23 protein-coding genes are annotated in these 25,120 nt (G+C 54.4%); 8 read left to right on the top strand and 15 right to left on the bottom strand.

All coding sequences use genetic code 11. The annotated features are described in order from the left end of the window. Positions 1 to 63 precede the first annotated feature (63 nt). Positions 64 to 525, bottom strand: a complete 462-nt coding sequence (locus F3J28_RS06355) for a LuxR C-terminal-related transcriptional regulator (protein ID WP_166873896.1) — start codon at positions 523 to 525, stop codon at positions 64 to 66. Between the two features lie 582 nt (positions 526 to 1,107). Here F3J28_RS06355 and F3J28_RS06350 point away from each other — a divergent pair. After that, complete coding sequence (locus F3J28_RS06350; RefSeq protein WP_166873891.1) at positions 1,108 to 1,662, top strand: winged helix-turn-helix domain-containing protein; 555 nt, start codon at positions 1,108 to 1,110, stop codon at positions 1,660 to 1,662. Between the two features lie 594 nt (positions 1,663 to 2,256). Here F3J28_RS06350 and F3J28_RS06345 read toward each other — a convergent pair. Both F3J28_RS06345 and F3J28_RS06340 read right to left on the bottom strand, forming a co-directional pair. After that, positions 2,257 to 3,915, bottom strand: coding sequence for a tail fiber protein (locus F3J28_RS06345; RefSeq protein WP_166873888.1), 1,659 nt, complete (start codon positions 3,913 to 3,915; stop codon positions 2,257 to 2,259). A gap of 554 nt (positions 3,916 to 4,469) precedes the next feature. Continuing rightward, positions 4,470 to 5,192, bottom strand: coding sequence for a CDP-diacylglycerol pyrophosphatase (locus F3J28_RS06340; protein ID WP_166874487.1), 723 nt, complete (start codon positions 5,190 to 5,192; stop codon positions 4,470 to 4,472). A gap of 216 nt (positions 5,193 to 5,408) precedes the next feature. On the opposite strand from F3J28_RS06340, the gene F3J28_RS06335 reads away from it, so the two are divergent. After that, positions 5,409 to 6,179: an SDR family NAD(P)-dependent oxidoreductase gene (locus F3J28_RS06335; protein ID WP_166873885.1), complete on the top strand. Its 771-nt coding sequence runs from the start codon at positions 5,409 to 5,411 to the stop codon at positions 6,177 to 6,179. A 54-nt stretch (positions 6,180 to 6,233) separates the two neighbouring features. On the opposite strand, the gene F3J28_RS06330 is transcribed toward F3J28_RS06335, so the two are convergent. The 4 genes from F3J28_RS06330 to leuC are packed head-to-tail and all read right to left on the bottom strand — an operon-like array spanning position 6,234 to position 10,158. Beyond that, positions 6,234 to 7,169: a LysR substrate-binding domain-containing protein gene (locus F3J28_RS06330; RefSeq protein ID WP_166873882.1), complete on the bottom strand. Its 936-nt coding sequence runs from the start codon at positions 7,167 to 7,169 to the stop codon at positions 6,234 to 6,236. 19 nt (positions 7,170 to 7,188) lie between these two features. Continuing rightward, positions 7,189 to 8,112: an alpha/beta fold hydrolase gene (locus F3J28_RS06325; protein ID WP_166873879.1), complete on the bottom strand. Its 924-nt coding sequence runs from the start codon at positions 8,110 to 8,112 to the stop codon at positions 7,189 to 7,191. A gap of 6 nt (positions 8,113 to 8,118) precedes the next feature. Continuing rightward, positions 8,119 to 8,733, bottom strand: coding sequence for a 3-isopropylmalate dehydratase small subunit (leuD, locus tag F3J28_RS06320; protein ID WP_166873876.1), 615 nt, complete (start codon positions 8,731 to 8,733; stop codon positions 8,119 to 8,121). After that, positions 8,734 to 10,158 (bottom strand): 3-isopropylmalate dehydratase large subunit, encoded by a 1,425-nt coding sequence (leuC, locus tag F3J28_RS06315; protein ID WP_166873873.1) that lies wholly within the window; start codon positions 10,156 to 10,158, stop codon positions 8,734 to 8,736. It abuts the gene before it with no gap. A 303-nt stretch (positions 10,159 to 10,461) separates the two neighbouring features. On the opposite strand from leuC, the gene F3J28_RS06310 reads away from it, so the two are divergent. Further along, complete coding sequence (locus F3J28_RS06310; protein ID WP_502706896.1) at positions 10,462 to 11,787, top strand: glycoside hydrolase family 10-like protein; 1,326 nt, start codon at positions 10,462 to 10,464, stop codon at positions 11,785 to 11,787. 22 nt (positions 11,788 to 11,809) lie between these two features. Then, positions 11,810 to 12,241 carry a DUF6979 family protein gene (locus F3J28_RS06305; RefSeq protein WP_166873871.1) on the top strand — a complete coding sequence of 144 codons (432 nt, stop codon included), beginning with the start codon at positions 11,810 to 11,812 and terminating at the stop codon, positions 12,239 to 12,241. 47 nt (positions 12,242 to 12,288) lie between these two features. Here F3J28_RS06305 and F3J28_RS06300 read toward each other — a convergent pair whose 3' ends face one another. The 3 genes from F3J28_RS06300 to F3J28_RS06290 form a co-directional block, all read right to left on the bottom strand. Then, on the bottom strand, positions 12,289 to 12,849 hold the full coding sequence (locus tag F3J28_RS06300) for an RNA polymerase sigma factor (protein WP_166874480.1): 561 nt from the start codon (positions 12,847 to 12,849) through the stop codon (positions 12,289 to 12,291). Positions 12,850 to 12,854: 5 nt separating this feature from the next. After that, positions 12,855 to 13,325 carry a hypothetical protein gene (locus F3J28_RS06295; RefSeq protein ID WP_166873868.1) on the bottom strand — a complete coding sequence of 157 codons (471 nt, stop codon included), beginning with the start codon at positions 13,323 to 13,325 and terminating at the stop codon, positions 12,855 to 12,857. Positions 13,326 to 13,404: 79 nt separating this feature from the next. Beyond that, positions 13,405 to 13,959 carry an NAD(P)H-dependent oxidoreductase gene (locus tag F3J28_RS06290; RefSeq protein WP_166873865.1) on the bottom strand — a complete coding sequence of 185 codons (555 nt, stop codon included), beginning with the start codon at positions 13,957 to 13,959 and terminating at the stop codon, positions 13,405 to 13,407. An 88-nt stretch (positions 13,960 to 14,047) separates the two neighbouring features. Here F3J28_RS06290 and F3J28_RS06285 point away from each other — a divergent pair, with 88 nt between their 5' ends. Continuing rightward, positions 14,048 to 14,935, top strand: coding sequence for a LysR family transcriptional regulator (locus F3J28_RS06285; RefSeq protein WP_166873862.1), 888 nt, complete (start codon positions 14,048 to 14,050; stop codon positions 14,933 to 14,935). Here F3J28_RS06285 and F3J28_RS06280 read toward each other — a convergent pair whose 3' ends face one another. Continuing rightward, positions 14,936 to 15,832 (bottom strand): LysR family transcriptional regulator, encoded by an 897-nt coding sequence (locus tag F3J28_RS06280; protein WP_166873859.1) that lies wholly within the window; start codon positions 15,830 to 15,832, stop codon positions 14,936 to 14,938. It abuts the gene before it with no gap. 116 nt (positions 15,833 to 15,948) lie between these two features. On the opposite strand from F3J28_RS06280, the gene F3J28_RS06275 reads away from it, so the two are divergent. Beyond that, entirely contained in the window at positions 15,949 to 16,779 is an 831-nt protein-coding gene (locus tag F3J28_RS06275) for an oxidoreductase (protein WP_166873856.1), read from the top strand. 25 nt (positions 16,780 to 16,804) lie between these two features. Here the strand turns inward: F3J28_RS06275 and F3J28_RS06270 are convergent, their stop codons facing one another. Beyond that, complete coding sequence (locus F3J28_RS06270; protein ID WP_166873853.1) at positions 16,805 to 17,860, bottom strand: NAD(P)H-dependent flavin oxidoreductase; 1,056 nt, start codon at positions 17,858 to 17,860, stop codon at positions 16,805 to 16,807. Positions 17,861 to 17,951: 91 nt separating this feature from the next. Between F3J28_RS06270 and F3J28_RS06265 the strand changes: the two genes are divergently transcribed. Beyond that, positions 17,952 to 18,800: a LysR family transcriptional regulator gene (locus tag F3J28_RS06265; protein ID WP_166873850.1), complete on the top strand. Its 849-nt coding sequence runs from the start codon at positions 17,952 to 17,954 to the stop codon at positions 18,798 to 18,800. On the opposite strand, the gene F3J28_RS06260 is transcribed toward F3J28_RS06265, so the two are convergent. Then, entirely contained in the window at positions 18,783 to 19,958 is a 1,176-nt protein-coding gene (locus tag F3J28_RS06260) for a YbfB/YjiJ family MFS transporter (protein ID WP_166873847.1), read from the bottom strand. The genes F3J28_RS06265 and F3J28_RS06260 overlap by 18 nt on opposite strands. Positions 19,959 to 20,080: 122 nt before the next feature. After that, positions 20,081 to 22,765, bottom strand: a complete 2,685-nt coding sequence (locus F3J28_RS06255; protein WP_166873844.1) for an ATP-binding protein — start codon at positions 22,763 to 22,765, stop codon at positions 20,081 to 20,083. Between the two features lie 108 nt (positions 22,766 to 22,873). Between F3J28_RS06255 and F3J28_RS06250 the strand changes: the two genes are divergently transcribed. Further along, positions 22,874 to 24,085, top strand: a complete 1,212-nt coding sequence (locus F3J28_RS06250) for an MFS transporter (protein WP_166873842.1) — start codon at positions 22,874 to 22,876, stop codon at positions 24,083 to 24,085. 48 nt (positions 24,086 to 24,133) lie between these two features. Here F3J28_RS06250 and F3J28_RS06245 read toward each other — a convergent pair whose 3' ends face one another. Further along, positions 24,134 to 25,117 (bottom strand): Ppx/GppA phosphatase family protein, encoded by a 984-nt coding sequence (locus F3J28_RS06245; RefSeq protein ID WP_166874478.1) that lies wholly within the window; start codon positions 25,115 to 25,117, stop codon positions 24,134 to 24,136. Positions 25,118 to 25,120 lie beyond the last annotated feature (3 nt).

Below are 25,120 nucleotides of genomic sequence, written 5' to 3'. Positions count from 1 at the left end.
GTACTCTCTCTGGTGCAGCCATCCCGACTGTATATAACGGGAGCACCCTATGACCTATGAATGTTACTGTTTGTAGCTCTCCGGCAATTTCGCGATGTAAATCGAAGGCTCCATATCAAAATCGCTGGTAAAATTCTCATTTTGTTGGATTGTTTTGATCACATGATTTTTTTTAAAGCCTGTAGAGCAAATAATTATATCAACAATCAATAGCGATAAATCATTCATCGACTTTAGACCTATTTTTACCAAAATACGATTCTTTATGGCAGACACGGTTTTTATGGATCGATTTTCTTCTCGTGCAATTGATTTTTCTGTATCCCCGGATGTTAACCGCTTGACAATTATCATTTGCCTCAGTGTGATGTTGTTCTTTTCTTTTTTCCTCCCCTGCGCGCTATCAGACAAAAAACGATTAATGCTTTCTATGCTATCTCGTTTGGACAGACAACGAGAGTGAGAATAAAGCTTTTCCACTGGAATATCATATACGAGCGTTATAGCTGGTTTTTTTTCTGACATCCAACATACAAGTTCTCTGCTCATAGCTAAAGATCGAATGGATATTATGTAAAGCGTGTACGCTCTGCCCAGAATTTCTCTCAAGCATGTTTTAATATCTGTAAAGAAAACTGTGTCAACGCCATTGAATGTGATTTCCTCTAGCCCCACGAGATAGTAAAAATCATCTGATATTACACAAACTCTATGCATTGTAATGCTCTTATTAATCTGTAAATTAATTTTACATGTAACTTGAATGCCGATGATTGGTGTTTTTATTACATGTAGGCGGAATGATTATGGGAACACCTAAGTTAATCCACTTACTTTAACTTGTATCTTCATTCGTTTTCTCTTCATGATTTTTTTGCCTGAGAATTATCTTACGAGAGAGCGGTGGAATTTTCTATCTTAGCGTGGCAGACTTTATATTTATTAAATTTTGTTAAGGTTATGTGTGTTTATAATGATATCAGTTAATATATAACGTAATGATAATCATGAGTTATTAACTACAAGATTGCCTCTTGGTTACATGTTGATAACGAGGTCTTAAAAAAAGTAAAACTTAAAGAGATTGAATTTTCTAGAGGAGATGGAATGTCTGAAGTTATTTTAGTCAATCATCAGGTAAAATTTGATCCTGGCAACCACACGCTTTCATCGTTAAGCGCCCCAAAAAATTTTGTTACTCTGCCGGCATCAACAGCACGTTGCCTACACCTATTGCTGTCACAACATGGCCAGGTTATCACCATTAAACAGTTTCACACGTTAGTTTGGGGAAAGAACAAAACAATTGTTTCCAATAATACGATCTATCAGAATATTTCGATTATAAGAAAGGCATTGACCTGTGTGGGAGGTGATAAAAATATTATTGAAACTCTGACACGGCGTGGGTGGTGTGTGCCTGAAACCGTTGACATTAGTATTGAAAAAAAAGGAAAACCAATCGCGGGTATTGAAGGAAAAATGCTTGAGTCTCCACTGAAGAGGAACGAGGTACCGGCAGAGAAAGCACCGAAAAAACCCGTGAATATAATTAATGTAAATAACAATATGCAATCTAATAACAGTTTATACCCATGGGTATATTTAAGTGTTTTACTGATTATTGCATTGTTTATGCTTACCTTTATTTACTGGACATAAGCTTCTTGTCAGGCTTTCCAACTAAGAACGGCGTTATATTGCCTGGCCAGGATGGCATGTGATTCTCTCCCATTGTGCATGGTGCCTTGACTATTGCTCCATTATTCATTGACTGTTTCTTGATGTGTCTCTGACATGCTAAGAAAAATTCATATGAGGTGGGAAACGTGCTGATGTATCGAAAATTGATGTGTTGGGTATTTGTATTATGTTCTATAGCTGCGCTAAGCGGCTGCGTATCCCTTTTTTAAGTGCCAGAGAGACTATGAAATCGTTAATTATCCTGATGGTATATTCATCTATTTTTGCACTTACCGGATGCTTGTCCGTTGGCACCCACCTGTTTACCCGATAGAGGTTACATTGTCTAAGGGATGCCGAAAGAGCATTTACCCTCCTTTACTGCATCACCATGCTAATACGACTTCTTGTGGGCGTTGGGCAGAACCACCCGTATGTCCAGGTGGTTCTGGGAATGCTAGTTCAGAAGAATGATGACTTCGCATGCCAGCCATCAACTGTCAGAAACCAGTTGACCATTATTACGCGACGGGAATATGCCAAAGTTATCCTCGCCCCAAAAACGCCAGTTGTTCACTGGAACCGAATGATGTAATCGACGTTCACGTTGGTCGGTCGGGATTCTTTATCCCCCCCGCTGATGGTGTGAGTGTGGATACCGTCAGTAGAGGTTGGGGATGCAGTGGTATTATTCTGCGCCAACTCTACCCCCATCACGACATCGATGGTATGCGTATCGGTCGGGACGTTATACATCGTATGATTATGGTCGCCGTCGGTTGAGGTGATGAACGGCGTGACCGGAGCCCCTGTTAGAGACACGTTGGTGGTCGTTCCCACCGCGATGCTTCCTGCCCCAATCACAAAATAGCCCCGCAAATCGGGTACCTTGAATTTCAGTGGAGCTTCACCAAACTGGCTTCCGATAACGCTGTAAAGCGCCTGGAAAGAAGCAATGCGCAGGGCGCTGCCATCACAGGGTAGCCAGCCGTCGGCCATGAGCTGGGCGGTTACCCCAGGATCGGTAATATCACCGCCAAAGCTCATAATCGATCCCACTGGAGGCGCGGCCAACTCAATATTGTCATTGGCAATGAGGAAGTTGGCGTAGATATTCTCTGGCCGTGTCTCTTTGTCCCCGCCGATAAGCGAATGGTTATGATCGCCACTTTGGGAAGAGGTTGTATAAGCATCTGTCCATTCCATACAATTGTAAGCCAAAGGGCCTGATGCCCCATAGGCGGCATTGTGGTACTGGTTTGGAATCAAGGTGATGTTGTGTGCATGGGCACCCGCGTTATCGATGACTATGCCTTTTATGGATGCGCCTGTTGCATAATATTGTGCAGAACCAATGGCGTCACCGGTATTACCGCCGGTATTTAATGCGTGTCTGTTTACTGCATCGGGATCTCTGCCGGTGACGTGACTGGTGCCTCGTAAGAAATAGCCTCTGAAATCGGGCACATTGAATACCGCAACGCCGTCCCCGCCATAGTTATAGAAAATGGTGCTCATCAGGTTGCCGTAGGTATTGATACTGTACGCTGCACCGTTGCATTTCAACCAGCCGGTCGGCAGCGTATTTAAAGTGCCAGCGAAACCGACAACTGCGCCCGCTGGAATGATGCCGGAGGTGGACGAGGATTCGCTGACTTTAATAATGTAATACAGGGCAATATTGATTGGCTGTGTCGCGTTGTCAAAACCTGAAACCGTATGGCTGTGCGCTCCGGCGTTTTGTAATGTCGCATTGCCACTCCATCTGGCCATGGAATAGGTTGAACCATCCCAGGCCATATGCATATCTGAAGTAAGATGCTGGCAGGTATGCGTGTGCAGCCCGGCATGTTGCAGTACCCATTGATTAGCAGGCAGTGCTGTCGCGGTTTTTTCTAATGAACCGGTATTGTTGCCAGTTGCCCCGCCGGTAGCCGCTGCTACCCGGTTAGCCGCATCGGGATCTACTCCTTGCGTGCTGTCAGAGGTGCCCCTCAGGAAACGATTGCGCAGATCGGGCAAATTAAAATTATTGCCACCTCCCCCATTGCTCGTGCCAATCGCCGAGAATAAATCGGCGAACTGAGTGGTATCTAAAGATTTACCGTCGCAGAGGTACCAGCCTAGTTGATTTAAAGCATCGATCTTTGCGCTGGTCGATAAATCACCGCCGTAAGCGATCACGCTGCCAATAGGAAGACTGTGTGTAGTCGAAGAAATTAAAGTATTCATATCTTTCATAACCTCATAGAGTTATTTCAATGATTACTAAAAGCATTTAACTTTTTAACCTTCCTTTTGGCGTTTGTTTTTTAATCACCACAAGGACTATAAACGTATAGCACAGTAAAAATATTAATGAGGGATATTTATTTTTATAATAAATTCAAATAATAACATTGAGAATCCAATTTAAGCCATGCTTAAATTTCACTGAAAACCAAGTGTAAAATTAATTACCTTTGATAAGGCATGGTATATTATGTATCACTGATCTCGGCGATTTAATAATGCGCCTTCTTATTTAAATCATATGACTTTGAATATACGGTGAGAATCCTGGCATACACACTTATTCACTAATAATATTCATCTCAATGAAGATAATATGCTGAAGAAGAAAACGAATGTAATGTTGGGACAGAAAAAATCTCAATAAAACACATACTCGCTGTGGTTCTGAGTCGGTTCACGTCAGCGTTTAAAAAACAGCATCAGCCCTGAGACATAACCTATGTGTAAAAGTATGATGCCGCTAATTTCGTCAAATTCGTATGTGGTTTTCTTTAAAGGGGCGCTTCGGGTGACAAGATCGCACACTCTTTATCCAATAGCGCCTCCACCGAGGCCCGATTATTGCGATCCCAACCTCGCTTCGTGGTGAGCAAAATGAACCCTTTTTGATCGCCATAAGCGGTTGGAATGACGGCCACGCCCCACTCTGCCAGCTGTTCCGGCGATAAATGAAAATAGCTGGCGACGCTGTGAACAGGGTCAATTCCCATCACCGTCGGCTGCATCACCCGTCTCGCATACCAGGTGTAACGCAGGAGTTTATCGGGCAAGGGGCGCCATTCTTCCGTGATAAAGGGACGTTCTGCCAGCATCTGACGCCTGACGTCTTCCCGCAGACAGGTCAGATGAATATGAAGCTGGTTTTGGCTGCGGCCATAAGCCGAGTTAAGCGCCAGGCCAAGTTTATCGTCGGGAATTGGGCCGCCATACTGCCAGTCTAAAAGACGACGCATAAGCCAGGCATAGCCGAAATAGTCCGTGCGCCCCGCTGCTGCCAGCGCCGGGCTTTCGATGCCGGTCATCTTTGCTGTGGGGACAAGAATAAAATGGTAGAGGTAGCGCGGGTTCTGGATAACGCTAAAACCCTGGGCCTGCCCTTCAGGCATATAGATCTGCTGGCACGGCGCCGGGTTGCTCGTATGCTGATAGTTAGTCATGCAAACCTTATCGACCACGCCCCACAGTGCATCGGAGCGGGCACAGCCCACCAGCATAAAGATCCCTGTCAGGATTGCCCCTTGTTTGAAGCCGGCAGAAACCCGAGCCGCGATCCCGCTTCTTTTCATTATTTCTGCATCCTTACCGGTGAGCAACGGAGGGCTACGTTTATCCATAAAGCATAATCGGACACACGCCTGAGTGAATATGTTTTATTTTACAGAAATCTATACCCTCAGTACGCATTCATCTTTCATTCCTGGAGGTTTGCAATGGCAAGGATTTTTATTACTGGCTCGGCCGGTGGTCTGGGGAAAATGGCCGCTCAGCGTTTAGTCGCCCAGGGGCATCAGGTGGTGTTGCATGCGCGAAATAAAACGCGCGTGGCCGAGGCTCTCAAAAAGACACCCGGTGCAGAGGCAGCTTTTGCGGCTGATTTGTCGAGCATTGCCGAGACTAAAGCCCTGGCGGAAGCGGTCAATGCTTCGGGCCACTTTGACGCGATTATTCATAATGCCGCCGTCGGCTATCAGGAGAAAGAACGCCTGATGACCGTCGATGGTTTACCGCAGGTGTTTGCCGTGAATACCCTGGCCCCGTATATCCTGACGACGCTGATTCAACGCCCCAAACGCCTGGTCTATTTGAGTTCGTCGTTGCACGCCGAAGGAGACGCCACGCTGCAGGATCTGGCGTGGGAAAATCGGCGCTGGGACGGGCCGCAGGCTTATTCCGATTCGAAGCTACACATTACGCTACTGACATTTGCTATTGCCCGCCTTTGGCCTGAGGTGCGCTCTAACTGCGTGGACCCCGGCTGGGTCCCCACCAGGATGGGGGGCGTGGAGGCGACGGATGCGCTGGAACTCGGCCCAGACACTCAGGTGTGGCTGGCCGCAGATCCTTCGCTCGATAAAGCGCCAACCGGCGGGTATTTTTATCATCAAAAGGCAAGCAACGCGGTTAAAGACGCCTCCGATTCCGTTCTTCAACAGCGTTTATTTGCCGCTTGCGCGCAGTATTCCGGCATTGAGATCGCGTAATCACTGAGGTTGATTTTCCATGGGAAGGCCACGGCTTTTCCATGGTTCACTATTTTAATGTCCTGCCACCGGCGGGAAACGCTGAAAATAATCCATCAGAAAATCAATGCAGACCTTTAACTTCGCCGAGCCGCTGGTGCGGTTGGAATAAACCGCCCAAATATTGGCGGGCTGGTGCCAGTCGGGCAAAATCTGCACCAGCTCACCGCGGGCAATATAGCGCTGCACTTCCCATTGGGAACGCAAAATAATGCCGTGCCCCTTCAGCGCCCAGCTTAATGCCACGCTGCCGTTGTTGGAGGAAAGCTGGCTGCTGACGTGAACCTGTACGCTCTCCTCGCCGTTGGTTAACGGCCACACACCGAACTGCGCGCTACGCTCCTGAATGACAAGGCATTTATGGGCTTTAAGATCGGCTATGTTTTCTGGCATCCCGTGTTTTACCAGGTAATCCGGGGCGGCGCAGAGTATGCGGTTGTTGGTGGAGAGCTGCCGGGTGATATACAGGTCTTTGATATCGTCACCCACGCGAATTTCTATATCGACGCCCTCTTCTGGCAAATCAACGACTCTGTCCGTCAGCGTTAGCTTGATATTTAGCGCCGGATAGCGCTCCGCCAGCGCCGAAAGTGCATCCGGCATATACGTTGAGCCAAAACCAAACGAGCAGCTCATCTGAATATTGCCTTCCAGCGTGTCCCGCCAGGCGGCAAGCCCTGAGACAAAATCGCCCATGCTCTCCAGCACCGAAAGCGCACCGCTCAGCGCCTTATGGCCGTCGGCCGTTAAATGAATCGCGCGGGCACTGCGGTGGAACAGCCGCATCCCCAGGCTTTTTTCCAGCAGCGCGATGCGTTTGCTGACATAAGACGGAGACAGCCCCAGCTCCGCCGCCGCGTTGGCAAAGCTTTCTTTGCGCACCACGGTGACAAAAACATTCAAATCTTCAACAAGCGGCCAGGCGGCGCGTGGGGTTTCGTTGGGGCTCATCGGTATGCCATTTTCTGCGTCAGGTTAAGAAAGGCATAATAGCGCTCAACAGCACATCAGGACACTCCTCTTGCGGACTGTGCCCGCAGGGCATGGCTCGCCCACGAACGTCCAGCGCTTTTTCCTGCCAGGTCGCGGGGACATCATACAGCTGGCCCACGGTGCCTTTCTCCCCCCATAACACCAGCAAAGGGCTGGTAATACGCAGATGCTTGTCGGCTTCATCATCCTCAAGGTCGATAGTGGCCGAGGCGCGGTAATCTTCGCAGATGGCCCGCAGCGTATCGGGATTCTGGTAACAGCGCAGGTACTCGGCAAACGCTGCAGGTTCCGTCGCGCCTGGGGTTTTAAGCTGGCCATCAATATGTTTACGCAGGAAAAACGCCGGATCTGCGGCGATCATTTTTTCCGGCACAGGCGAAGGCTGGATCAGGAAAAACCACCAGAAATAGCGGGTAGCAAAAGTTTTGTCCGTCAGCGCATACATGGTTGCCGTCGGGGCGATATCAATAAAAATGCTGCGCTTAACCTGCGCCGGGTAATCCAGTGCCAGGCGATGCCCGACACGCGCCCCGCGATCGTGCCCCATAAAAGCAAAACCGTCCTGGAAACCGAGCCGCGCCACCAGCAGGACAATATCTTTCGCCATCTCTCGTTTGGAATAGCGGCGGTGAACTTCATCGCTGGCGGGCTTCGCGCTGTCGCCATAGCCGCGGATGTCCGGCATGATGACGGTGAAATGCTGTGCCAGAACCGGCGCGATTTTACGCCAGGTCACGTGGTTTTGCGGGTGGCCATGCAGTAAAACTAACGGTTCACCCTGTCCTCCCACGGCGGCGCGCAGGGTAATCCCGTTTTCCAGCGCCACGTCCATGAGCTGGAAACCCGGGATAAAGGGCGATTCGCCCCTGTCGCAAATAAATTCAGCGTTCTCTTTCATCATTGAAAATTAATCCTGAGTCAGTAGCCACGGATGCGCAGCAAAATGGCGCTGTTCAAACTCGCGAATCTCCTGCTGAAACTGCAGCGTGTAGCTGATGGCATCGTGACCCTCCAGCAGCATATGCTTTTTCAGCTCATCGACCGTAAAGGCAATATCTTTGCCCTCCACGCCAATCTGCTGCCTGGCGAGATCGACAGTAATGCGGTTAGCTTCAGGATTGTTTGCCGCCTGCGCCAGCCGCTCGATATCCTCCGCTGGCAGCGTCAGGGTCAGCACGCCGTTACGCTGGCAGTTGTCGTTGAATATCCCGGCGAAGCTGGTACCGATCAGCGCCCGTATGCCAAGTTGACGTAACCCCCAAACCGCATGTTCACGGCTGGAGCCGCAGCCAAAGTTAGGGCCGACGATAAGAAACTGCGCGTCCCGCCATGCGGGCTTGTTGAGGATAAACTCAGGATTCGGTGAGCCGTCGGTCAGAAAACGCTGGTCGAAGAAAACGCCTCGGTCCAGATTGTTACGATCGATACCTTTCAAAAACTGCTTCGGCATAATCACATCGGTATCAATGTTGGCTGCCATCATCGGCGCAGCCACGCCGGTGACGTGGTTAAAGGGTTCCATTTACGCCTCCCCCTGCTGTAAATACGGACGGACATCGGTGAGATGACCAGCCACTGCCGCCGCCGCGACCATGGCTGGACTCATTAAATGCGTTCTGGCCCCGGCCCCCTGGCGGCCAGCGAAATTACGGTTGGTACTGGAGGCGCAGCGGTCACCCGGCTGCAGCACATCTTCGTTCATCGCCAGGCACATGGAGCAGCCTGACTGCCGCCATTCAAACCCGGCGTCGATAAAGATCTGAGCTAAACCTTCTTGCTCGGCACGGGCGCGAACCTGCGTTGAGCCCGGCACAATAATTCCCCTCACGCCCGGCGCAATTTTTCTGTCTCGCAGCACCTCGGCAACCGCCCTGAGATCTTCAATTCGCCCGTTGGTGCAGGAGCCAATAAACGCATGGGTAATTGGAATCTGGCTCAGCGGCGTGCCCGGCGTGAGTCCCATGTATCTCAGCGCATTTTCAATATCACGACGTTTGGCCGCATTAGACTCACTGGCAGGATCGGGCACATATTCAGTGATGCCCCCGCCCTGGTCCGGGCTGGTACCCCACGTCACACGAGGCGTTAAGTTGGCGCAGTCGAGCACAACTTCTTTATCAAACACCGCGTCAGCATCGCTGTAGAGCGTTCGCCAGTATTTCAGCGCCTGTTCCCACATCTCGCCTTTGGGTACACGCGGTGCCGGTTTGATGTAGGCATAAACTTTTTCATCAGGTGCCATAAAAGCACCCCGTGCTCCGGCTTCGACCGCCATATTACAGATGGTCATCCGCCCTTCCACGCTAAGCGCATCAATGGCGCTGCCGCAGAACTCGATAGCAAAACCGGTCGCGCCGTCGGCACCAATTTCAGCGATCAGCAGCATGACAATATCTTTTGCCGTCGCGGCAAACGGCAGCTCACCGTTGACCGTCACGCGCAGCGTTTTTAGCTTTTTATAAGCTAACGTCTGCGTCGCCAGCATATGCTCAATTTCAGAGGTACCGATGCCGAATCCAAACGCGCCAAACGCGCCGTAAGTGGTGGTATGGCTATCCCCTGCGGCAATCACCATGCCCGGCAGCACGATCCCCTGTTCATGGGCGACGACGTGTTCAATACCCTGGCGTGGATCCATTACGTCGAACAGCTCAAGGCCAAAATCACGGCTGTTGGACTCAAAGTAGCGAACCTGCAGCTCGCCGCCCGGATCGGTCATTTCTGGCGTACGCTCTGGCCGGGTCGGGTTAACGTGGTCCACGTTGAGCAGGATACTGTTTGGCTGCCAGACCTTGCGGTTGGCGTCACGCAGGCCGCTAAATGCCTGCGGGCTGGTGTATTCGTTGAGGATGGAACGGTCGATATACAGCAGGACATTGCCCTGATCGTCCAGAGGGCGGATGACGTGGCTATCGATAATTTTATCGTACAGCGTTTTAGGCTTCATGACGGGTCACCTTGTTGCTCTCACAGCATAAAATAACGGCGTGCTGGCACGCAGATAAAAAATGAACAATTTCTACAGGAATAGTAGCAACCGGGTGATTAGGCTGTCAGTAAAGGCATGATGCACAAGCGTAATATGATAAAACACGAAATGTGTTTCATTTATTGTGATGATAAATAAGGATTTTGATCGCAAGCAAGGTTAGTCCGCATCGGCTTTACTTCACGGCGTTAGAGATTGACTTGATGTCGAATAGTATGAAAATGCTTGTTGTTCACCGACTGGCAAAATCTGGAGCACATCATCGCCACTTCAAGCCGCTTCTTCTCTGCCGCCAGGGGAAAAAAACCTGGCGCGATACTTGCCGCCGCGCTGCTTCTGGCGAGCTGCGCCTCTAAACCGCCGGTTTCTCTCGTCACGCCCTTGCCGGGCACTAAGCCGAATGTGACGACCCCTTCACAACATCATGAGCCGATGCGTGGCGTCTGGCTGGCAACGGTTTCCCGTCTGGACTGGCCACCGGTTTCATCCGTTAACGGCAGCAGCGCCGCCTTGCGCATCAGCCAGCAGCAGCAGGCGTTAAAAGACAAGCTGGATAAGCTGAAGTCATTGGGCATCAATACGGTGTTTTTCCAGGTGAAACCCGACGCCACCGCCCTGTGGCCTTCGAAGATTTTGCCGTGGTCAGATATGCTGACGGGAAAAATTGGCGAAGATCCTGGCTACGATCCGCTGCAGTTTATGCTCGATGAGGCGCATAAACGCGGCATGAAGGTACACGCCTGGTTTAACCCCTACCGGGTTTCTACCAACATCACGCCAGGCACAGTTGCCGCCCTGAACCGCACGCTTTCTCTGCAGCCCGCCAGCGTTTATGTGTTACATCGCGACTGGATAAAAACGTCCGGCGACCGCTTCGTGCTTGATCCCGGCATCCCGGAAGTGCGCGACTGGATAACCAGCATCGTCGCCGAAGTTGTTTCAAACTACGCCATCGACGGCGTGCAGTTTGATGATTACTTCTATACCGAATCACCGGGATCTACGCTCAACGACAGCCAGACTTACAGAACCTACGGCCAGGGCTACGCGTCCAAAGCCGACTGGCGGCGGCACAATACTGAGCAACTTATCGAGCAAGTCTCACGCACCATCAAACAGCTTAAGCCCGGCGTTGAGTTTGGCGTAAGTCCGGCGGGCGTCTGGCGCAATATCTCCCACGATCCGGCCGGGTCTGAAACGCGCGGCGCAGCAGCCTATGACGAGTCCTATGCCGACACGCGTCTCTGGGTGCAAAAAGGCCTGCTGGACTATATTGCCCCGCAGATCTACTGGCCTTTCTCCCGCAGTGCCGCCCGCTACGACGTGCTGGCAAACTGGTGGGCTAACGTAGTGAAGCCCACTCACACGCGTCTTTATATTGGGATTGCGCTGTATAAAGTCGGGGAGCCATCGAAGAATGAGCCTGACTGGACGGTGAGCGGCGGCGTGCCGGAGCTGAAAAAGCAGCTCGATTTGAACGACGCCGTGCCGCAAATTAACGGCACCATTTTGTTCCGGGAAAATTATCTTAACCAGCCCCAAACCCAGCAGGCGGTGAATTACATCAAGGAGCGTTGGGGGGAATAAGTTACGATTCGGGAGAAAATAGATGAGAATTAATCAAAATGTTTATGGTGTTATTACGCTCAATGCTATTGAGCTTATTAAACAGCATTACCCGCCAACTGAAGCATGGTCTCATGCTGTGAAAGGTAAAGAAAAAGGCTGCCCTAAATCGGCATTTCTGGCTTTATGTCAGTTTGGTTGGGTTCAAGACATACCCTGCGGAGAATATCTTTCTTCTCGCGCATTGAACGGACCTAATAAGGATTATGCCATCCGGGCTGCGCAGATTTTGCTCGCCAATCCCGGAGCTGACTATACTCCTCGTCAGCTGTGGGCATTGAGCCTTGTCGACTTCATCTTGCCACCAGCCAACCACAATCAGCAAATGAACGTGGTGCTCGCCCTTCAGGAAGCTGGCCTCCTTATCGAAGGTGCGATACCGAACGTTAACTATAGCCCGACCCGCTTACACTAGATGAAAAAAACCGGATCGCCCTTCCCTGGGCAGATCCGGGGGCTGTCTTACTGACCAGCCAGGTCGTCATACACATTGCGCAGCCGGGTGCGCAGATACAGAACGGCTTTGTGTTTGCGGGAGAGCAGCGCCTGCACGGTGTCGCCGCTCTCTGCCGCCAGTTCCTTCACGCTATAGTCGTGCAGCTCGGTTTTGATGAACACCTCACGCTGCGGCGCAGGCAGCTCCGACAGGGCCGTCTCCAGCTCTTCCCACAGCAGCTGCTTCAGGTACTCGTCCTCCGGCGTTTGCGGGATCCCGAACAGCGTTTCGGCCAGCTCATCTTCCGGGTAATCGTCCTCTTCATCTCCGCCAAACCAGCTCGCCAAAGGCAGCTCGCGTTTTTTCCTTGCCCGGTCAGTCATTTCATTTCGGGCGGCGCGGAACAGCCAGGCGGCGACGTTCTCCACCGGCTGTTCAACCTTCATAAGCTGATAGCTGACTTCCTGCAGAATATCGTCGGCGTCTTCACGCCCGGCGGTTCTCCCGCGAATAAACGCTTTCAGTCGGGTGCGGCAGCCGGCCAGCGCTGCCATCAGCAGAGATTCCCCCACTATTCCGGCTTTCATCGTCGTCACTCAGCGTCCGGTTTTTTAGCGCTGTTTTCATCTGGCTGGACTGGCTGCACCGGCGGCTGAGGCTGAGGACGTGGATCCGTTTTCTCATCCCAGCGGGAATGCCAGCCGCAGCGGTCGCGGTGACCAAAGCCAAATTTCTCGCGGCGATGCTGCATAAACTCTTCGCGCTGCTCCGGCGTCATTTGCATCCAGCGTTCGTGCATGCGGCGACGGGCTTTGCCAAACATGCCCGGGCGGAAGCCCAGGCCACCGAAAAGAATGCGGCACAGCGCCAGCAGGCCTAAAGACTGCCAGAAGCCAATCTCTTTCACGCCCAGCAGGCCAGGCAGCACCGCATTCCACAGCGTCATCACGATCAGGCCGAGTGCGACAAACAATGCCACGCAGAGCAAAATCGGCTTACCCATGCGGTGGCCACAGAATCCACGGCGGCGGTGTTCATGTCGGTGCATATCAAAATCTCTCATTATGTTTACCTCAGTAAAGTCACGGCTAATCACTTGTGATGAGGTAGACGAATCAGCGCGAGAAATATTGCTAAAAAATTCAAAATTTATTTTCACGCCACCGGGTAAGCGCCTGCGCATACGCTTCTGCCTTCGTTTTCAGCCCCGCAGCGTCGAGCTTATCGGCAGTGTAGACCACAAACGGGGTATGCCAGGTCAGGCCGCAGCGATTTGCCGTGGCCCGAAGGGGGGCTAACAGAGATTCGAGGGTAAAAAGATTACGGCCTCCGGGACGATAAGCTTCCTCCACGTTACCGGCGGTGACCGCCACATACAGCGGCGTTCCTTCCAACTTTCGCCCCTCCTCCTCGTAATGCAGGTAGAACATCCGGGTCAGCACCGCGTCCTGCCACTGGCGCATAATGGCTGGCATGGAGTACCAGTGGATCGGGAACTGCAGCACAATGCGGTCGGCGGCAAGTAGCCGGGCCGCTTCGCGCTCGCCGTCGCGGTAAATGTCGAGCCCGTCAGGGTAAAGCGCCTGGACATCGACCACCTCAACGTGTTCAAGTTTTGCAACTTCTTGCGCCAGCGCGGCATTGGCGCTGGAACGGGACAAATCCGGATGGAAAAGTAAAATCAGGGTTTTGTTCACGGGGCGTCTCCTTGGGTTGATGAGACGATAATGGCGAGGCCCAGAAAATTACTCCAACAGATAATCAAGATAATCTATTATCTGTCGTATGAATTTAAGAACGCTGGATCTCAACCTTCTGGTGGTGCTGGACGCCCTGCTTGACGAGGCGCACGTCACCCGTGCCGCCGACAGACTTTGCCTGTCGCAATCTGCCACCTCTGCAGCCCTTGCCCGCTGTCGCGATCTTTTTCACGACGAACTGCTGGAGCGTGGCAGAGGCACCATGCGGCTGACGCCCCTTGCTCAGTCTCTTCGTGCCCCGCTGAAATCCGTGCTGGGCGGCATTACTGAACTTATCGACCTGCCGGTGATTCCCCTGCATCAAATTAAGCAGCAACTGCGGATAACCATGGCGGATTTCCCGGCGCTGTTCGTGCTGGTGCCGTTGATGCAAAAACTTCAGCAGTCGGCCCCGGGGATTGGCCCCATCGTTCAGGGCTGGGCTGGCGCGGAACGGGCTGAAACAGCGTTGCTTAACGGCACCACGGATATCGCTATTTCGGTCTTTCCTCAGCCTGCCGCGGACATTCACAGCGAACTGTTAATGGACGAGCACTACGTCGTGGCGATGCGTGAGGGACATCCTGCCGCATCCGGGTTTAGCCTTGAGCGCTGGCTCGCCTGGCCGCACATTATCACCTCCGGGAAAGGGGAAAGCGTCACTCCGGTGGATGCGGAACTCTCAAGGTTGGGATTACGCCGCCGCGTCGGGCTGGTATTACCGAATTTCCAGATGGTGCCGCAGTTGCTGGCGGCATCGGATATGCTGGCCCTGCTGCCTTCCCGGGTCATACCTTTTACTGAAGGGCTCGTCGCCTTCCCCGCCCCTGTCGCTCTGCCGGGATTTTCACTGCACCTGGCCTGGCACAAACGCCGAAGCCAGGATGTGGCCCTGCAGCACGTGGCCGCTATACTGGTAGGGCTTTTAACCTGATCAAACCCGGGGCTGAGCGAGCACAAAATCGACAAAGGCTTTCAGCGGCATGGGGAGCTGGCGGCGGCTCGGATAGTATAGGTACAGCCCCGGATAGTAAGGGCACCAGTCCTCAAGTACCCTGACAAGACGCCCCTCATTCAGCGGGGCGGTGACCAGGTCTTCAAAAACATAGGCCAGGCCGCTGCCGTAGAGCGCCGCCTCGGCAATCAGCCCCATGTCGTTGAGCGTTAACGGCCCTTCTACCGCGTTATCCATCTTGATCCCGTCTTTTTCAAATTCCCAGCGGTAAAGACTACCGCTTGAAAAACGCAGACGAATACACGGCAGCGCCCGCAGATCCTTTGGGTGCCGGGGAACGGGGTAGCGGGTAAAAAACTCGGGGGTTGCCACGACCGCCGGGCGTATAAAGGGGCCAAGCGGGATTGCCACCATATCCGCATCCACCGTCTCGCCAAATCTCACGCCGGCATCAAACCCGTCTGACACTACATCCACCAGGGAATTATCGGCATCGATTTCCACGTTAACGTCCGGATACCGGGCAATGAATGTCGAAATAAGCGGCAGCAGTACGAGCTGTGCCGCAGGTCTGCCAGCGTTAATGCGCAGTGTCCCCATGGGCTGGCCGCGGAATTGGCTAAGATCTTCGAGGGCGGCATCAATGTCACGAAACGCAGGCTGAAGCCTTGCACACAGCCTTTGTCCGGCATCAGTCAGCGCGATGCTTCGCGTCGTCCGGTTGAATAATCGGACGCCTAACCGTTCTTCGATGCTGCGAAGCGAATGACTGAGCGCCGAAGGCGTTACGCCCAGTTCAACGGCGGCGCGGCTCATATTACGGTGCGTGGCAATCGCCAGTACCCACGCCAGTTCGTTATTACTGACCTTTTTCATTTGTGAGCTCTCTTCATAAGGTCATCAAGTTTTATTGGTATTAAATCAATTATTGCCGGGAGGTACATTACACACAATCTCGTGAATACGGCGAGTTTTTCTGATGAGGTAAGTCTATGAAAGTTTGGTTTATTACCGGTGCATCCAGAGGATTTGGCGCGCTTATCGCCGAAAAAGCACTTGAAGCAGGTGATGCCGTGGTCGCCACTGCGCGGAACCCTAAGCACATTGTTGAGCGTCTGGGTGAACACGAAAGGCTACTGTCCGTTGCGCTGGACGTCACTCATGAGCAGCAGGCTCAGGCAGCCGTCAATCTTGCCCTGCAGCGTTTTGGTCGCATCGATATTCTGGTGAATAACGCGGGCTACGGGTTGTTAGGTGCCGTGGAAGAGGCCAGCGCAGAAGAGGTGGAAAAAATCTTTAAAACGAACGTCTTTGGCCTTCTTTCCGTCACCAGAGCCGTACTGCTGCAAATGCGGACGCAGAAGTCAGGCCATGTGATGAACATCTCGTCTATCGGCGGATACCGGGCATCTCTGGGCTGGGGCGTCTATTGCTCAACAAAATTCGCCGTGGAAGCGCTGAGTGAAGCCCTGTTCCACGAGCTTAAGCCATTAAATATCAAGGTTACGGTGATTGAGCCAGGATATTTCCGCACCGATTTCCTCGATCGGCAATCGTTGAGTAGCACAGGCCGTCAGATTGATGACTATGCACCGACGGTGGGAGAGATGCGTAAATTTGCCGCTCAGGTGAACCACAGGCAGCCGGGCAACCCTCAAAAACTGGCTGAGGCGATTATTCAACTCTCTCAAACGCCAGTGCCACCGCTTCGATTGCCGCTGGGGAGCGACACAGTTGCCGCCCTTCGGGAGAAAAATAACAACGTGAATGATGAACTGGCGCGGTGGGAGGATCTTGCTCGCTCCACTGACTTCACCCGGTAAAACGGCTATACGCCGGGCATGGACTTCACAGCCCGGCTTCGCGCACCAGCATTTGCAGTAATTCAGCGGCGGGCATTTCGCGGATCAGGTTCACGCCCTGCCCGGCCCAGTGCGCGCTGTAGCCCTGGTGACCGTGGCTTTTTGCAAGGCCGGCAAGCACTTTACCAATATCGTAGGCCACCGGATAAGCCGGGACGGCATGCTGGCCAGCAGTCCGCCCGTGGCGGCAATAATCGTTTTCCAGGCTTCTGGCTGCCCTGCCTGAGATAGCGTGGGTCATTTCCGTCTGGTGCAATCGGCTGGATTTCAGCCGCTGCCGGTAGCCTGCATCGGCGGCTGACTCAGGGCAAAGCAGAAACGCGGTACCCAGCTGTACTGCATCCGCCCCCACGCTTAGCATGGCGTGAATACCGGCCCCGTCCATAATCCCCCCGGCGGCAACAATGGGCAGATCCACCTGTGTTTTCAGCAGCTGTACCAACGCGAAGGCGCTGAGCTGGGTATCGTGAGCTTTATCGTCGAACATCCCGCGATGCCCGCCCGCTTCAAAGCCCTGCGCCACAATAACATCCACACCGTTCGCCTGGATCAGCAAAGCCTCTTCGGGCCGGGTGGCGGTGGCAAGCGTCACAATTCCTTTGTCACGGAAGGCCTGCACAACGTCGCGATCGGGCATACCAAAATGGAAGCTGACCGCGGCCGGAGCCGTCTCCAGCAGCATCTCCAGCATTGCCTCGTGGCCAATAAAACTTTGATAAATTTCGCGGAGCGCTTCCGGCGGCGTGCCGCCAAACTCAGCGAACAGCGGCCGCAGGCTATCAATCCATGCGCGTTCCAGCGCCTCATCCCGTTTGGCAGGCTGATGGCAAAACAGATTCACGCTGAACGGGCGCGAGGTTAAGGCCTGCGTTTTCAGGATGGCTGCCCTGGCATGTACGACGTCGCTCGCGCCAACGCCCAGCGAACCAAGGCCACCGGCATTGCTGACCGCCGCCGCCAGTTCCGGGGTGGAGACGCCCGCCATAGGGGCCTGTATGATGGGATGGTCTATCGCGAGCAGTTGGGAAAGGCTACGAAACATGGCGCTACCTCAGGAAATGAGAGATTGAAGGCTTAACATCTTATTTGAAGATGTTAATATCAAGATCATTATCATATTGAGAATGAAAAATATGAACCACACCACACTGCAGATGTTCAAAATCGTTGCCGAAGAACAAAGCGTGACGAAAGCAGCCCAAAGGCTCGGCCGCGTGCAGTCGAACATCACCACCCGCATTCAGCAACTGGAAGAAGATCTTGGCGTCGCGTTGTTCGTGCGCGACAGCAAGAAAATGATCCTGTCGCCGGAAGGCGAAAGTTTTCTCTCCTACACCAAAAAAATACTTAGCCTGGCGGAAGAAGCCCGACAGGCGCTGCATCCGGGTAAGCCTGCGGGGGCACTGAATATGGGCTCGATGGAAGCCACCGCAGTCAGCCGCCTGATGCCGGTGTTCCAGCAGTTTCACCATCGGTACCCTGATGTCGCCCTCACCTTAACCACCCAGCCGACGCAGCAGCTGCTGGAGCAGGTTCGCCACGCTTCGCTGGACTGCGCCCTGGTGAGTTTGCTGCCGGAAGCCGAGGGACAGGTTCACTGCCCCGTAGATCTTGAGTCCATGGACGTGTTCACTGAACGCCTGGTGTGGCTCGTGCCTGAAACCGCCAGCGGCAATCATCCTCGTCTTGCCGCTTTTCCGCGCGGATGTTCCTATCGGGCGCGCGGTGAGGCTTTGCTCAACGCACAAACTCTGGTGGAAGTGCAGGACGTCAACTCTTATCACTCGATGATCGCTTCCGTTGCCGCAGGACGCTGCAGCGGCGTGCTCCCGGAAAGCGTCGCGGCGACGCTGGCTTTGCCGGAAGGAACGCAGCAACAGTTTGTGGCCGACGCGCTCACCCAGCTAGTCTGGCGCAAGGGCTACTGCTCCACCGCGCTTGAGGCGATGAAGCAGATTCTCGCCTCAGCCAGCAACCTTTGAACGCCCCGCCAGCACCAGCCCGCCGGCCAGCAGCAATGCGCCGGTGGCGGCGGCTAATGACCCGTTAAAATTGCCCGTTAAGCCGTAAAGCTCCCCGGCAACCAACGGCCCAATAATCTGCCCGATGCCGTAAATAGCGGTCATCGCCGCGATCATGTTGAAGCGTACCAGATGCGCCAGCCTCCTGGCTTCCGGTAAGGCTATCGTCACCGTGCCGGTGAACGTAAAGCCCACCAGCACAGCGCTTAACAGGCAAAAAAGCAGCGAGTGGCTAAAGGCCGGAAGTACTACGCCCGCGGCCTGAACCAGAAGATTGGCGGCAAAAGCGCGGCGATAACCATACTTCAAGACGATGTGATGCCAGACAAAACAGGACGGTATCGCGGCCAGGCCAAAGATAGCCCAAAGCTGCACCGGATCCAGCGTACTAAGTGACCCGGAAAGAAAAAGCGGTAAATAGGTGGCCGTAATGATATACCCGAAGCCCGCCAGGCCGTAGATAGCCAGCAGTTTCCACGCCGCTTTAGCATTCTCTGCCGCCGACTGAAGCTGACTGGAAGCCTGTCTTTGGTAGTCGATCAGATAATCCGGTGGGCTAAGCAGCAGTTTATAAACCAGCGTAAACAATAGCAGCGCAGCGATCCCGCACAGCAGCCAGATTTGCTGACTGGTGTAGCCATAAGCTTTACCAAGCGCGATAAATTCCGCAGATAAAAAGATCCCCAGCCCAACCCCGGCATACAGCACCGGCGCGCCGGTATGGTGTTTCATGTGCTGCAGAAGCCACAGTGAAGCCGCAATCAGCGACACCGCGCTCAACAGGCCGGCAAACCCCCGAACCGCTACCACCGCCCACGGCGATTTCGTCCATGCCAGCAGAAGCAGGCAGCCAATGGTTAACCCGACGGAGGCCATGTTTAACCGCCGCGCGTCAGCAGGCTTAGCTTTCGCCAGCAGTAAGGCACCAATAAGATAACCTGCGTAGTTAGCCGATGCGGCGAGGTTGCCCTGATGCAGCGACAGCAGCCCTTCTTTCAGCATCACCGGCAGAATGCCGGTATAGGAAAAACGCCCGTAGCCCATACCTATCGCCAGCACCACTGCACCCGCAAGCGCCAGCTGCAGCGCCCGAATTTCTGGCCTGAAATGCATTGTCATGACCCTCACCGTTTCAATCTCTAAAAATGAATGTTATTTTTATTTAAATCTTATTTTGAGATTAATATCGGCAGGAGCAACAAGCAAGCGGCTTTTCTGCCGCTTTGCATTTCATCGGAAGATCACAGCTGACGCAGATCGGTTTCTATGCGCTGGATCCAGCCTTTGGCCGTCTGGGTTTGTGCCAGCAGCAGCGCAGACTGCAGCGCCATGCTGAGTTCCAGGCCATATTCTGGTTGGCCACCGTAACGAATGTGCGCCTGAACCCGCATCAGCTCGGGCAGGTTCCAGAGTGATTGGTTGACGTCAAGCGCGGACAGCCGCTCGGCGATCATCGCTTCGGCTACCTCTGGCTGGCCTTTTTGCGCCAGCGCGGCGGCGAAATCAGACAGAAAAAGTGAATAAGCGGGATCAAAACCGTTATCCCGCAGCCGGGTAAGCATGGCGAGGATCTGCTGGGGAAGTACCGTTTCAGGCTGCTGGCGAAGCCTGCCCCAAAAGGTAAAAGCGGCCGCATAAAGCCGCCAGAAGCCCAGGCCGTGTTCCAGGGCGATGGCCTCAATCTGCGAGGCTACCTGTAGCACTCCAGCGGTATCTCCGGTTAAGGCCGCCAGCGTGCAGGTGCCTTCCGCGAGGGCCGCACACAGCGAACAGGCATGATCCAGCGCCCGGGCTTCTTCCACCGCCAGCTGCGCCGCTCTTCTGGCTTTCGCCACATCGCCAGTCACCCACAGCGCCCGCACCAGGAAAGCCCAGCCCGCCACGCGCTGATCCAGCCCAAAGCGGAAAGGCGCTCTCTGGCTGTCATCATCCACGGTGCGATCCAGCAAAGCCTGAATTTCGCTGAGCGCGGCCTGTTGCTCGCCGGAAAAATGCAGCGCGGTGCCTGCCAGGCGACGGGCGGTTAATAGCGCGCCGTAATCACCGGTTTGTGTCGCCAGTTCAGCCATTTTTTTGCCGTTCTCTGCGGCATCGGCGTAGCGGCCACTGCGCAGGTGATACAGCCACAGCCCGTACTCGGACTGTAATTGCATTTCCACATCGCCAAGAGTGCCGGCAATCTCCCCGGTTCGCCGCCAGGCCTGACCGTTTTCTTCAATGGGCCCCTGCGCCCAGCCCAGCGCCGAGCCCAACGCGGCCTGCATTAGCATCTCTTCACGCGGCGTGGCCTGACCATTGTACGAATCGTTAATTGCGCCGGTAATCCGCTGGCGACACTCGCCGTGGAGCGAAAGCTGGATCCAGAACGGCGTGGCGTTAGCGAGAATACTGCGTCCCAGCGGGGCGTTTTGACCCACACCAAAACACCAGTCTGCGGCCGCACGGAGATCGTCAATTAAATAGCCATACTGACGGCGCCACTGCGGACTGGACTCTTCGGCCCAGGCAACTTTTGCCCGCACCATGCTGTCGGCCACAAGTTGTGCATGGCGAAGAAAATACGGGGTGCTATTTGGGGCCAGCGTCCGGCGAGCGTACGTGCGCACAATGTTGAGATAGCGATACCTGGCCGGGCGCGTGCCCGCCTGCAAAACCAGCAGGGATTTCGCCACCATGCTGGCCACCACGTCGCTGACCTCTTGCTGATCTAACAATCCTTTCGCGGCGGCAAGGTCAAATTCACCGGGAAACACCGCCAGGGCATGAAACACTCGCTGTTCTTCAGCCGTAAGTAATCGATAACTCCAGTCCAGCGCCTCGGCCAGCGTTCTGTGCCGGGAAGCCGTCACTCCCGGCGTTTCGGGTAACGTCTCCCGCCCGCTCAGGTCGGCCAGCACGGCATCCGGTCCCAGGTTGGCAACGCGAGCAGCCACAATTTCCAGCGCCAGCGGTACGGCATCCAGCAACCGGCAGAGCGCCAGGATCGGCCCGATATTCTCTTCGCTCAGGCGGAACGCGTAATCCACCGCTTGAATACGCTGTACCAGAAACTCAACCGCGCTAAAACTTTGTGCCTCGCTGGCGGCCAGTTGTGCTGGCGGCAAAGTCAGCGGCCCAACGCGGTAAACCTGCTCCCCTTCAATCCCCAGCGGAGACTGGCTGGTGAGCAAAATGCTCAGTAATTCGTTTCGCTGTAGTAGATGCTCAATTTCCCTGGCGCAGGCGGCCGACAGATGCTCACAGTTATCAATCACCAGCAGCGCGGGGCGTGGCTGCAACGGCCCCGCGCCACGAATACCGGCCAGTGCCGCCCGCAAAACTGGGGCTGGATCTGATCCGGCGTTCAGGCTGGACAGGTCGGCAAAAAAGACGCCATCGGGATAAAGACTGGCGGATTCGCGGGCCACTTCCAGCAATAGCCGGGTTTTGCCGATGCCCGCCGGGCCCGCCAGCGTACAAATAGTATGCTCGATCAGCCGTTTTCTGATTTCACCCAGTTCTTTTTCGCGCCCTATCAGCGGCGAACGGGGACGAGGTAATGCCGTTGAAGAGGTGATGACAGGCAGAGACGACGTGGCCGCCTGCAGTTTATTCACCGTGGCGGTAAAGCAGTAGCCCCGGCCAAACACCGTGGTAATCAAATGGCGGTCGGGACCAAAAATTTTGCGCAAAGCGGAGATTTGCGCCTGCAGATTATTCTCTTCGACGATCTCTTTTGGCCAGACGGTGGCCAGCAGCGTCTCTTTGGTCACCACCTGCCCCGCTTCGCTGACCAGCAGCCGGAGCACGGCCATTGCCCGCTCGCCCGGCTCCAGCCGAACGCCGTCCCTGAGCAGCAATCCCAAATCCGGAAACAGCTGATAGCGACCAAAGACCACCATGTCGTCATCTCTTTCTGAGCGGAGTTGGGGCTCGTCGGCAGGCATAAGAACGGTCGCTTTTCAGGTGATTTCAGAAGTCTGAAATTCTAGGGCAAAGATTGCGGACGGACAATCGTTCAGCATCAGGGCTCGTCATTCCCAGAGATAAAAATCATGTCGGATAATCCCCTGAGCATCACCCTGAATCGTCCGCCCGAGGCGGAAAAGAATTCGCCTTTAACCTCCACTCTGCTGCTGATAATGGCGCTGGCCTGCGGGGTTTTTGTTGCCAATGTCTACTACAACCAGCCGCTGCTGGAACTGCTTCAGCAGGCGTTTCCGGGGCAGCTTGCGCTGGTCAGCCTTGCGCCGACGGCAACGCAGCTTGGGTTTGCCTTTGGTTTGTTCTTGCTTGTACCGCTGGGCGACAAGATTAACCGCCGCACGCTGATCCTTTGCCAGTCTGCGGGGCTTTCGGTAGCGCTGGCGTGCCTGGCCTTAGCGCCCAATGTTGTCACAATTATTATTGCCTCCGCTGCGGTGGGCGTAACCGGCTCCGTGGCCCAGCAAATAGTGCCGTTCGCCGCCGAGCTGGCTAAACCGGAACGCCGTGGACAGGTGGTCGGCACGGTAATGAGTGGCGTATTGTGCGGCATACTGCTTGGCCGGGCCGTGGGCGGTTTTAGCGGCGATCACTGGGGCTGGCGAGCGACCTTCTGGCTCGGTGCTGTGGCAACCGCATTCGGCTGGCTGATGCTGTTCTTTACCCTGCCGCACCACACGTCCGGTAATAAACAGAGCTACATGACCCTGATGCGCTCGCTGGTTTCTCTGTGGCGGGAAGAACCGCTGCTGCGTCGGGCGACCTGGATTCAGGCCGCGCTGTTTGGCTCGTTCATCGGCCTGTGGACCATTCTGGCCTTGCAGCTCCATGCCGCGTTTCATCTTGGTGCAGACGTCGCCGGTCTGATGGGCATTGTGGGTGCCGTAGGCATCCTGGTTGCGCCGCTTGCCGGGCGAATTGCCGACCGCCGGGGACCGTATGCCGTCATCGGGCTTGGGGCGCTGGTGATGGTCATCTCGTTTGCGGTGCTGGGGCTGTGGACTTCGCTCACCGGGCTGGTGATTGGCATCATCCTGATGGATCTGGGCGAGCAGTCGGCGCTGATCTCTAACCAGCACGTGATCTATGCCCTGAGGCCGGAAGCCCGTAGCCGTATCAATACGGTCTTTATGAGCGGCATGTTTATCGGCGGCGCGCTGGGATCCTGGGGCGCGAGCCTGATGTGGCGACTCGGCGGCTGGGAACTGGCTTCGATGCTGGGCGGTGGGCTTAGCCTTATCGGGCTAATCATTCATCTGATCGGGCAGCAAAAACGCGGTTAGTGCCCCAGGCGGCGGCACGAAAAGCGCCGTCGCCTGAAGCATGAGACGTTACTGAATCAGCACGCCCTGAACGAGGTTGGCCTTCACTACGGTCACCTGAGGGATTTTCAGGGCTTCCATGTAGCCCTGAACCAGTAGCAGGTTGCTGACGTCGGTGGCCCGGTAATCACCGCGTAGCTCTGAATCCCCTTTCCAGACCTGGCTGGCGGAAGATTTTTGTAGATCGGCGAGGGTGTAAACCTTTTCATTGAGCTGCTTGCTGACGGAGAAGTCATGCACCCCGCCGATACCCACGACGGTACGCTTAGCCAGCGCCTGTTTCATCTCCGGGCTGACGTGAGTGGTGGCATAGAAGCGAACAAAACGCAGCACGCCGTCACGCAGGGAACCAATCGGATTTGGCGAGCTAACATCATGCAAATCTTTGTTTTTCACCACGTCGATGATGTAGTTCTTCAGCGTGACGGAGGCCAGCTTGCCCTGGTAAATCTCCGGCTGCCATTTGTCGTGTTTTTGCAGCCAGGTCGTCATTTGCATCGACCCGCCGCCAATGTCCCAGACCACCATCTGGTCGTCTGCCAGCGGCACGGGCATCGAGGCTTTGGCGGACAGGAAGCCCAGCTCGGCCTCCTGTTCCTGAGTGATAATTTTTAGATTCACCGGAGCAGCACGGTTGAAGGCATCGATCGTCTGCTGGGCGTTAGACGCGCTGCGAAAAACAGCGGTAGCCACGCCGTTAAAGCGGGCGGGATGATAGCGGGCAGCCTCTGCAGCTAGCTCACGCAGCGCCGTCTGCCCCTGCTGTTGAATCGCTGGGCTGAGAGTGTTATCTGCAGATTTGGATAAATCTTCGTTAAAACCGATTGGACGCTGATCTTCGAACAACACTTTGTTGATGCGCCGCTGGCAGGTATCCACTTTGGCAACCACCAGCTTGGTGGTGCCGGAGCCCATGTCGATGCCTGCCCGGGTCTCCTCACAGCCAGCTGCGTGGGCCGCAATGCTCACGCCGGGTAATGTCGCTACCACCATCAG

The sequence above is a fragment of the Enterobacter sp. Ap-1006 genome, from assembly GCF_011752835.1.
In the GTDB taxonomy this organism is placed as follows: Bacteria; Pseudomonadota; Gammaproteobacteria; order Enterobacterales; family Enterobacteriaceae; genus Cedecea.
The sequence above is the reverse complement of the archived record's forward strand: the minus strand, read 5'-3'. Positions and strand labels throughout refer to the sequence as shown.

Coding starts and splice junctions, on each gene's coding strand:
- F3J28_RS06355 (WP_166873896.1), bottom strand. CDS start 525: ATGTCAGAAAAAAAACCAGCTATAACGCTCGTATATGATATTCCAGTG.
- F3J28_RS06300 (WP_166874480.1), bottom strand. CDS start 12,849: ATGAAAGCCGGAATAGTGGGGGAATCTCTGCTGATGGCAGCGCTGGCC.
- F3J28_RS06255 (WP_166873844.1), bottom strand. CDS start 22,765: ATGCCTGCCGACGAGCCCCAACTCCGCTCAGAAAGAGATGACGACATG.
- F3J28_RS06325 (WP_166873879.1), bottom strand. CDS start 8,112: ATGATGAAAGAGAACGCTGAATTTATTTGCGACAGGGGCGAATCGCCC.
- F3J28_RS06265 (WP_166873850.1), top strand. CDS start 17,952: ATGAACCACACCACACTGCAGATGTTCAAAATCGTTGCCGAAGAACAA.
- F3J28_RS06330 (WP_166873882.1), bottom strand. CDS start 7,169: ATGAGCCCCAACGAAACCCCACGCGCCGCCTGGCCGCTTGTTGAAGAT.
- F3J28_RS06335 (WP_166873885.1), top strand. CDS start 5,409: ATGGCAAGGATTTTTATTACTGGCTCGGCCGGTGGTCTGGGGAAAATG.
- F3J28_RS06260 (WP_166873847.1), bottom strand. CDS start 19,958: ATGACAATGCATTTCAGGCCAGAAATTCGGGCGCTGCAGCTGGCGCTT.
- F3J28_RS06280 (WP_166873859.1), bottom strand. CDS start 15,832: ATGAAAAAGGTCAGTAATAACGAACTGGCGTGGGTACTGGCGATTGCC.
- leuC (WP_166873873.1), bottom strand. CDS start 10,158: ATGAAGCCTAAAACGCTGTACGATAAAATTATCGATAGCCACGTCATC.
- F3J28_RS06275 (WP_166873856.1), top strand. CDS start 15,949: ATGAAAGTTTGGTTTATTACCGGTGCATCCAGAGGATTTGGCGCGCTT.
- F3J28_RS06250 (WP_166873842.1), top strand. CDS start 22,874: ATGTCGGATAATCCCCTGAGCATCACCCTGAATCGTCCGCCCGAGGCG.
- F3J28_RS06295 (WP_166873868.1), bottom strand. CDS start 13,325: ATGAGAGATTTTGATATGCACCGACATGAACACCGCCGCCGTGGATTC.
- F3J28_RS06305 (WP_166873871.1), top strand. CDS start 11,810: ATGAGAATTAATCAAAATGTTTATGGTGTTATTACGCTCAATGCTATT.
- F3J28_RS06285 (WP_166873862.1), top strand. CDS start 14,048: ATGAATTTAAGAACGCTGGATCTCAACCTTCTGGTGGTGCTGGACGCC.
- F3J28_RS06350 (WP_166873891.1), top strand. CDS start 1,108: ATGTCTGAAGTTATTTTAGTCAATCATCAGGTAAAATTTGATCCTGGC.
- F3J28_RS06270 (WP_166873853.1), bottom strand. CDS start 17,860: ATGTTTCGTAGCCTTTCCCAACTGCTCGCGATAGACCATCCCATCATA.
- F3J28_RS06245 (WP_166874478.1), bottom strand. CDS start 25,117: ATGGTGGTAGCGACATTACCCGGCGTGAGCATTGCGGCCCACGCAGCT.
- F3J28_RS06345 (WP_166873888.1), bottom strand. CDS start 3,915: ATGAATACTTTAATTTCTTCGACTACACACAGTCTTCCTATTGGCAGC.
- F3J28_RS06340 (WP_166874487.1), bottom strand. CDS start 5,192: ATGCTGGTGGGCTGTGCCCGCTCCGATGCACTGTGGGGCGTGGTCGAT.
- leuD (WP_166873876.1), bottom strand. CDS start 8,733: ATGGAACCCTTTAACCACGTCACCGGCGTGGCTGCGCCGATGATGGCA.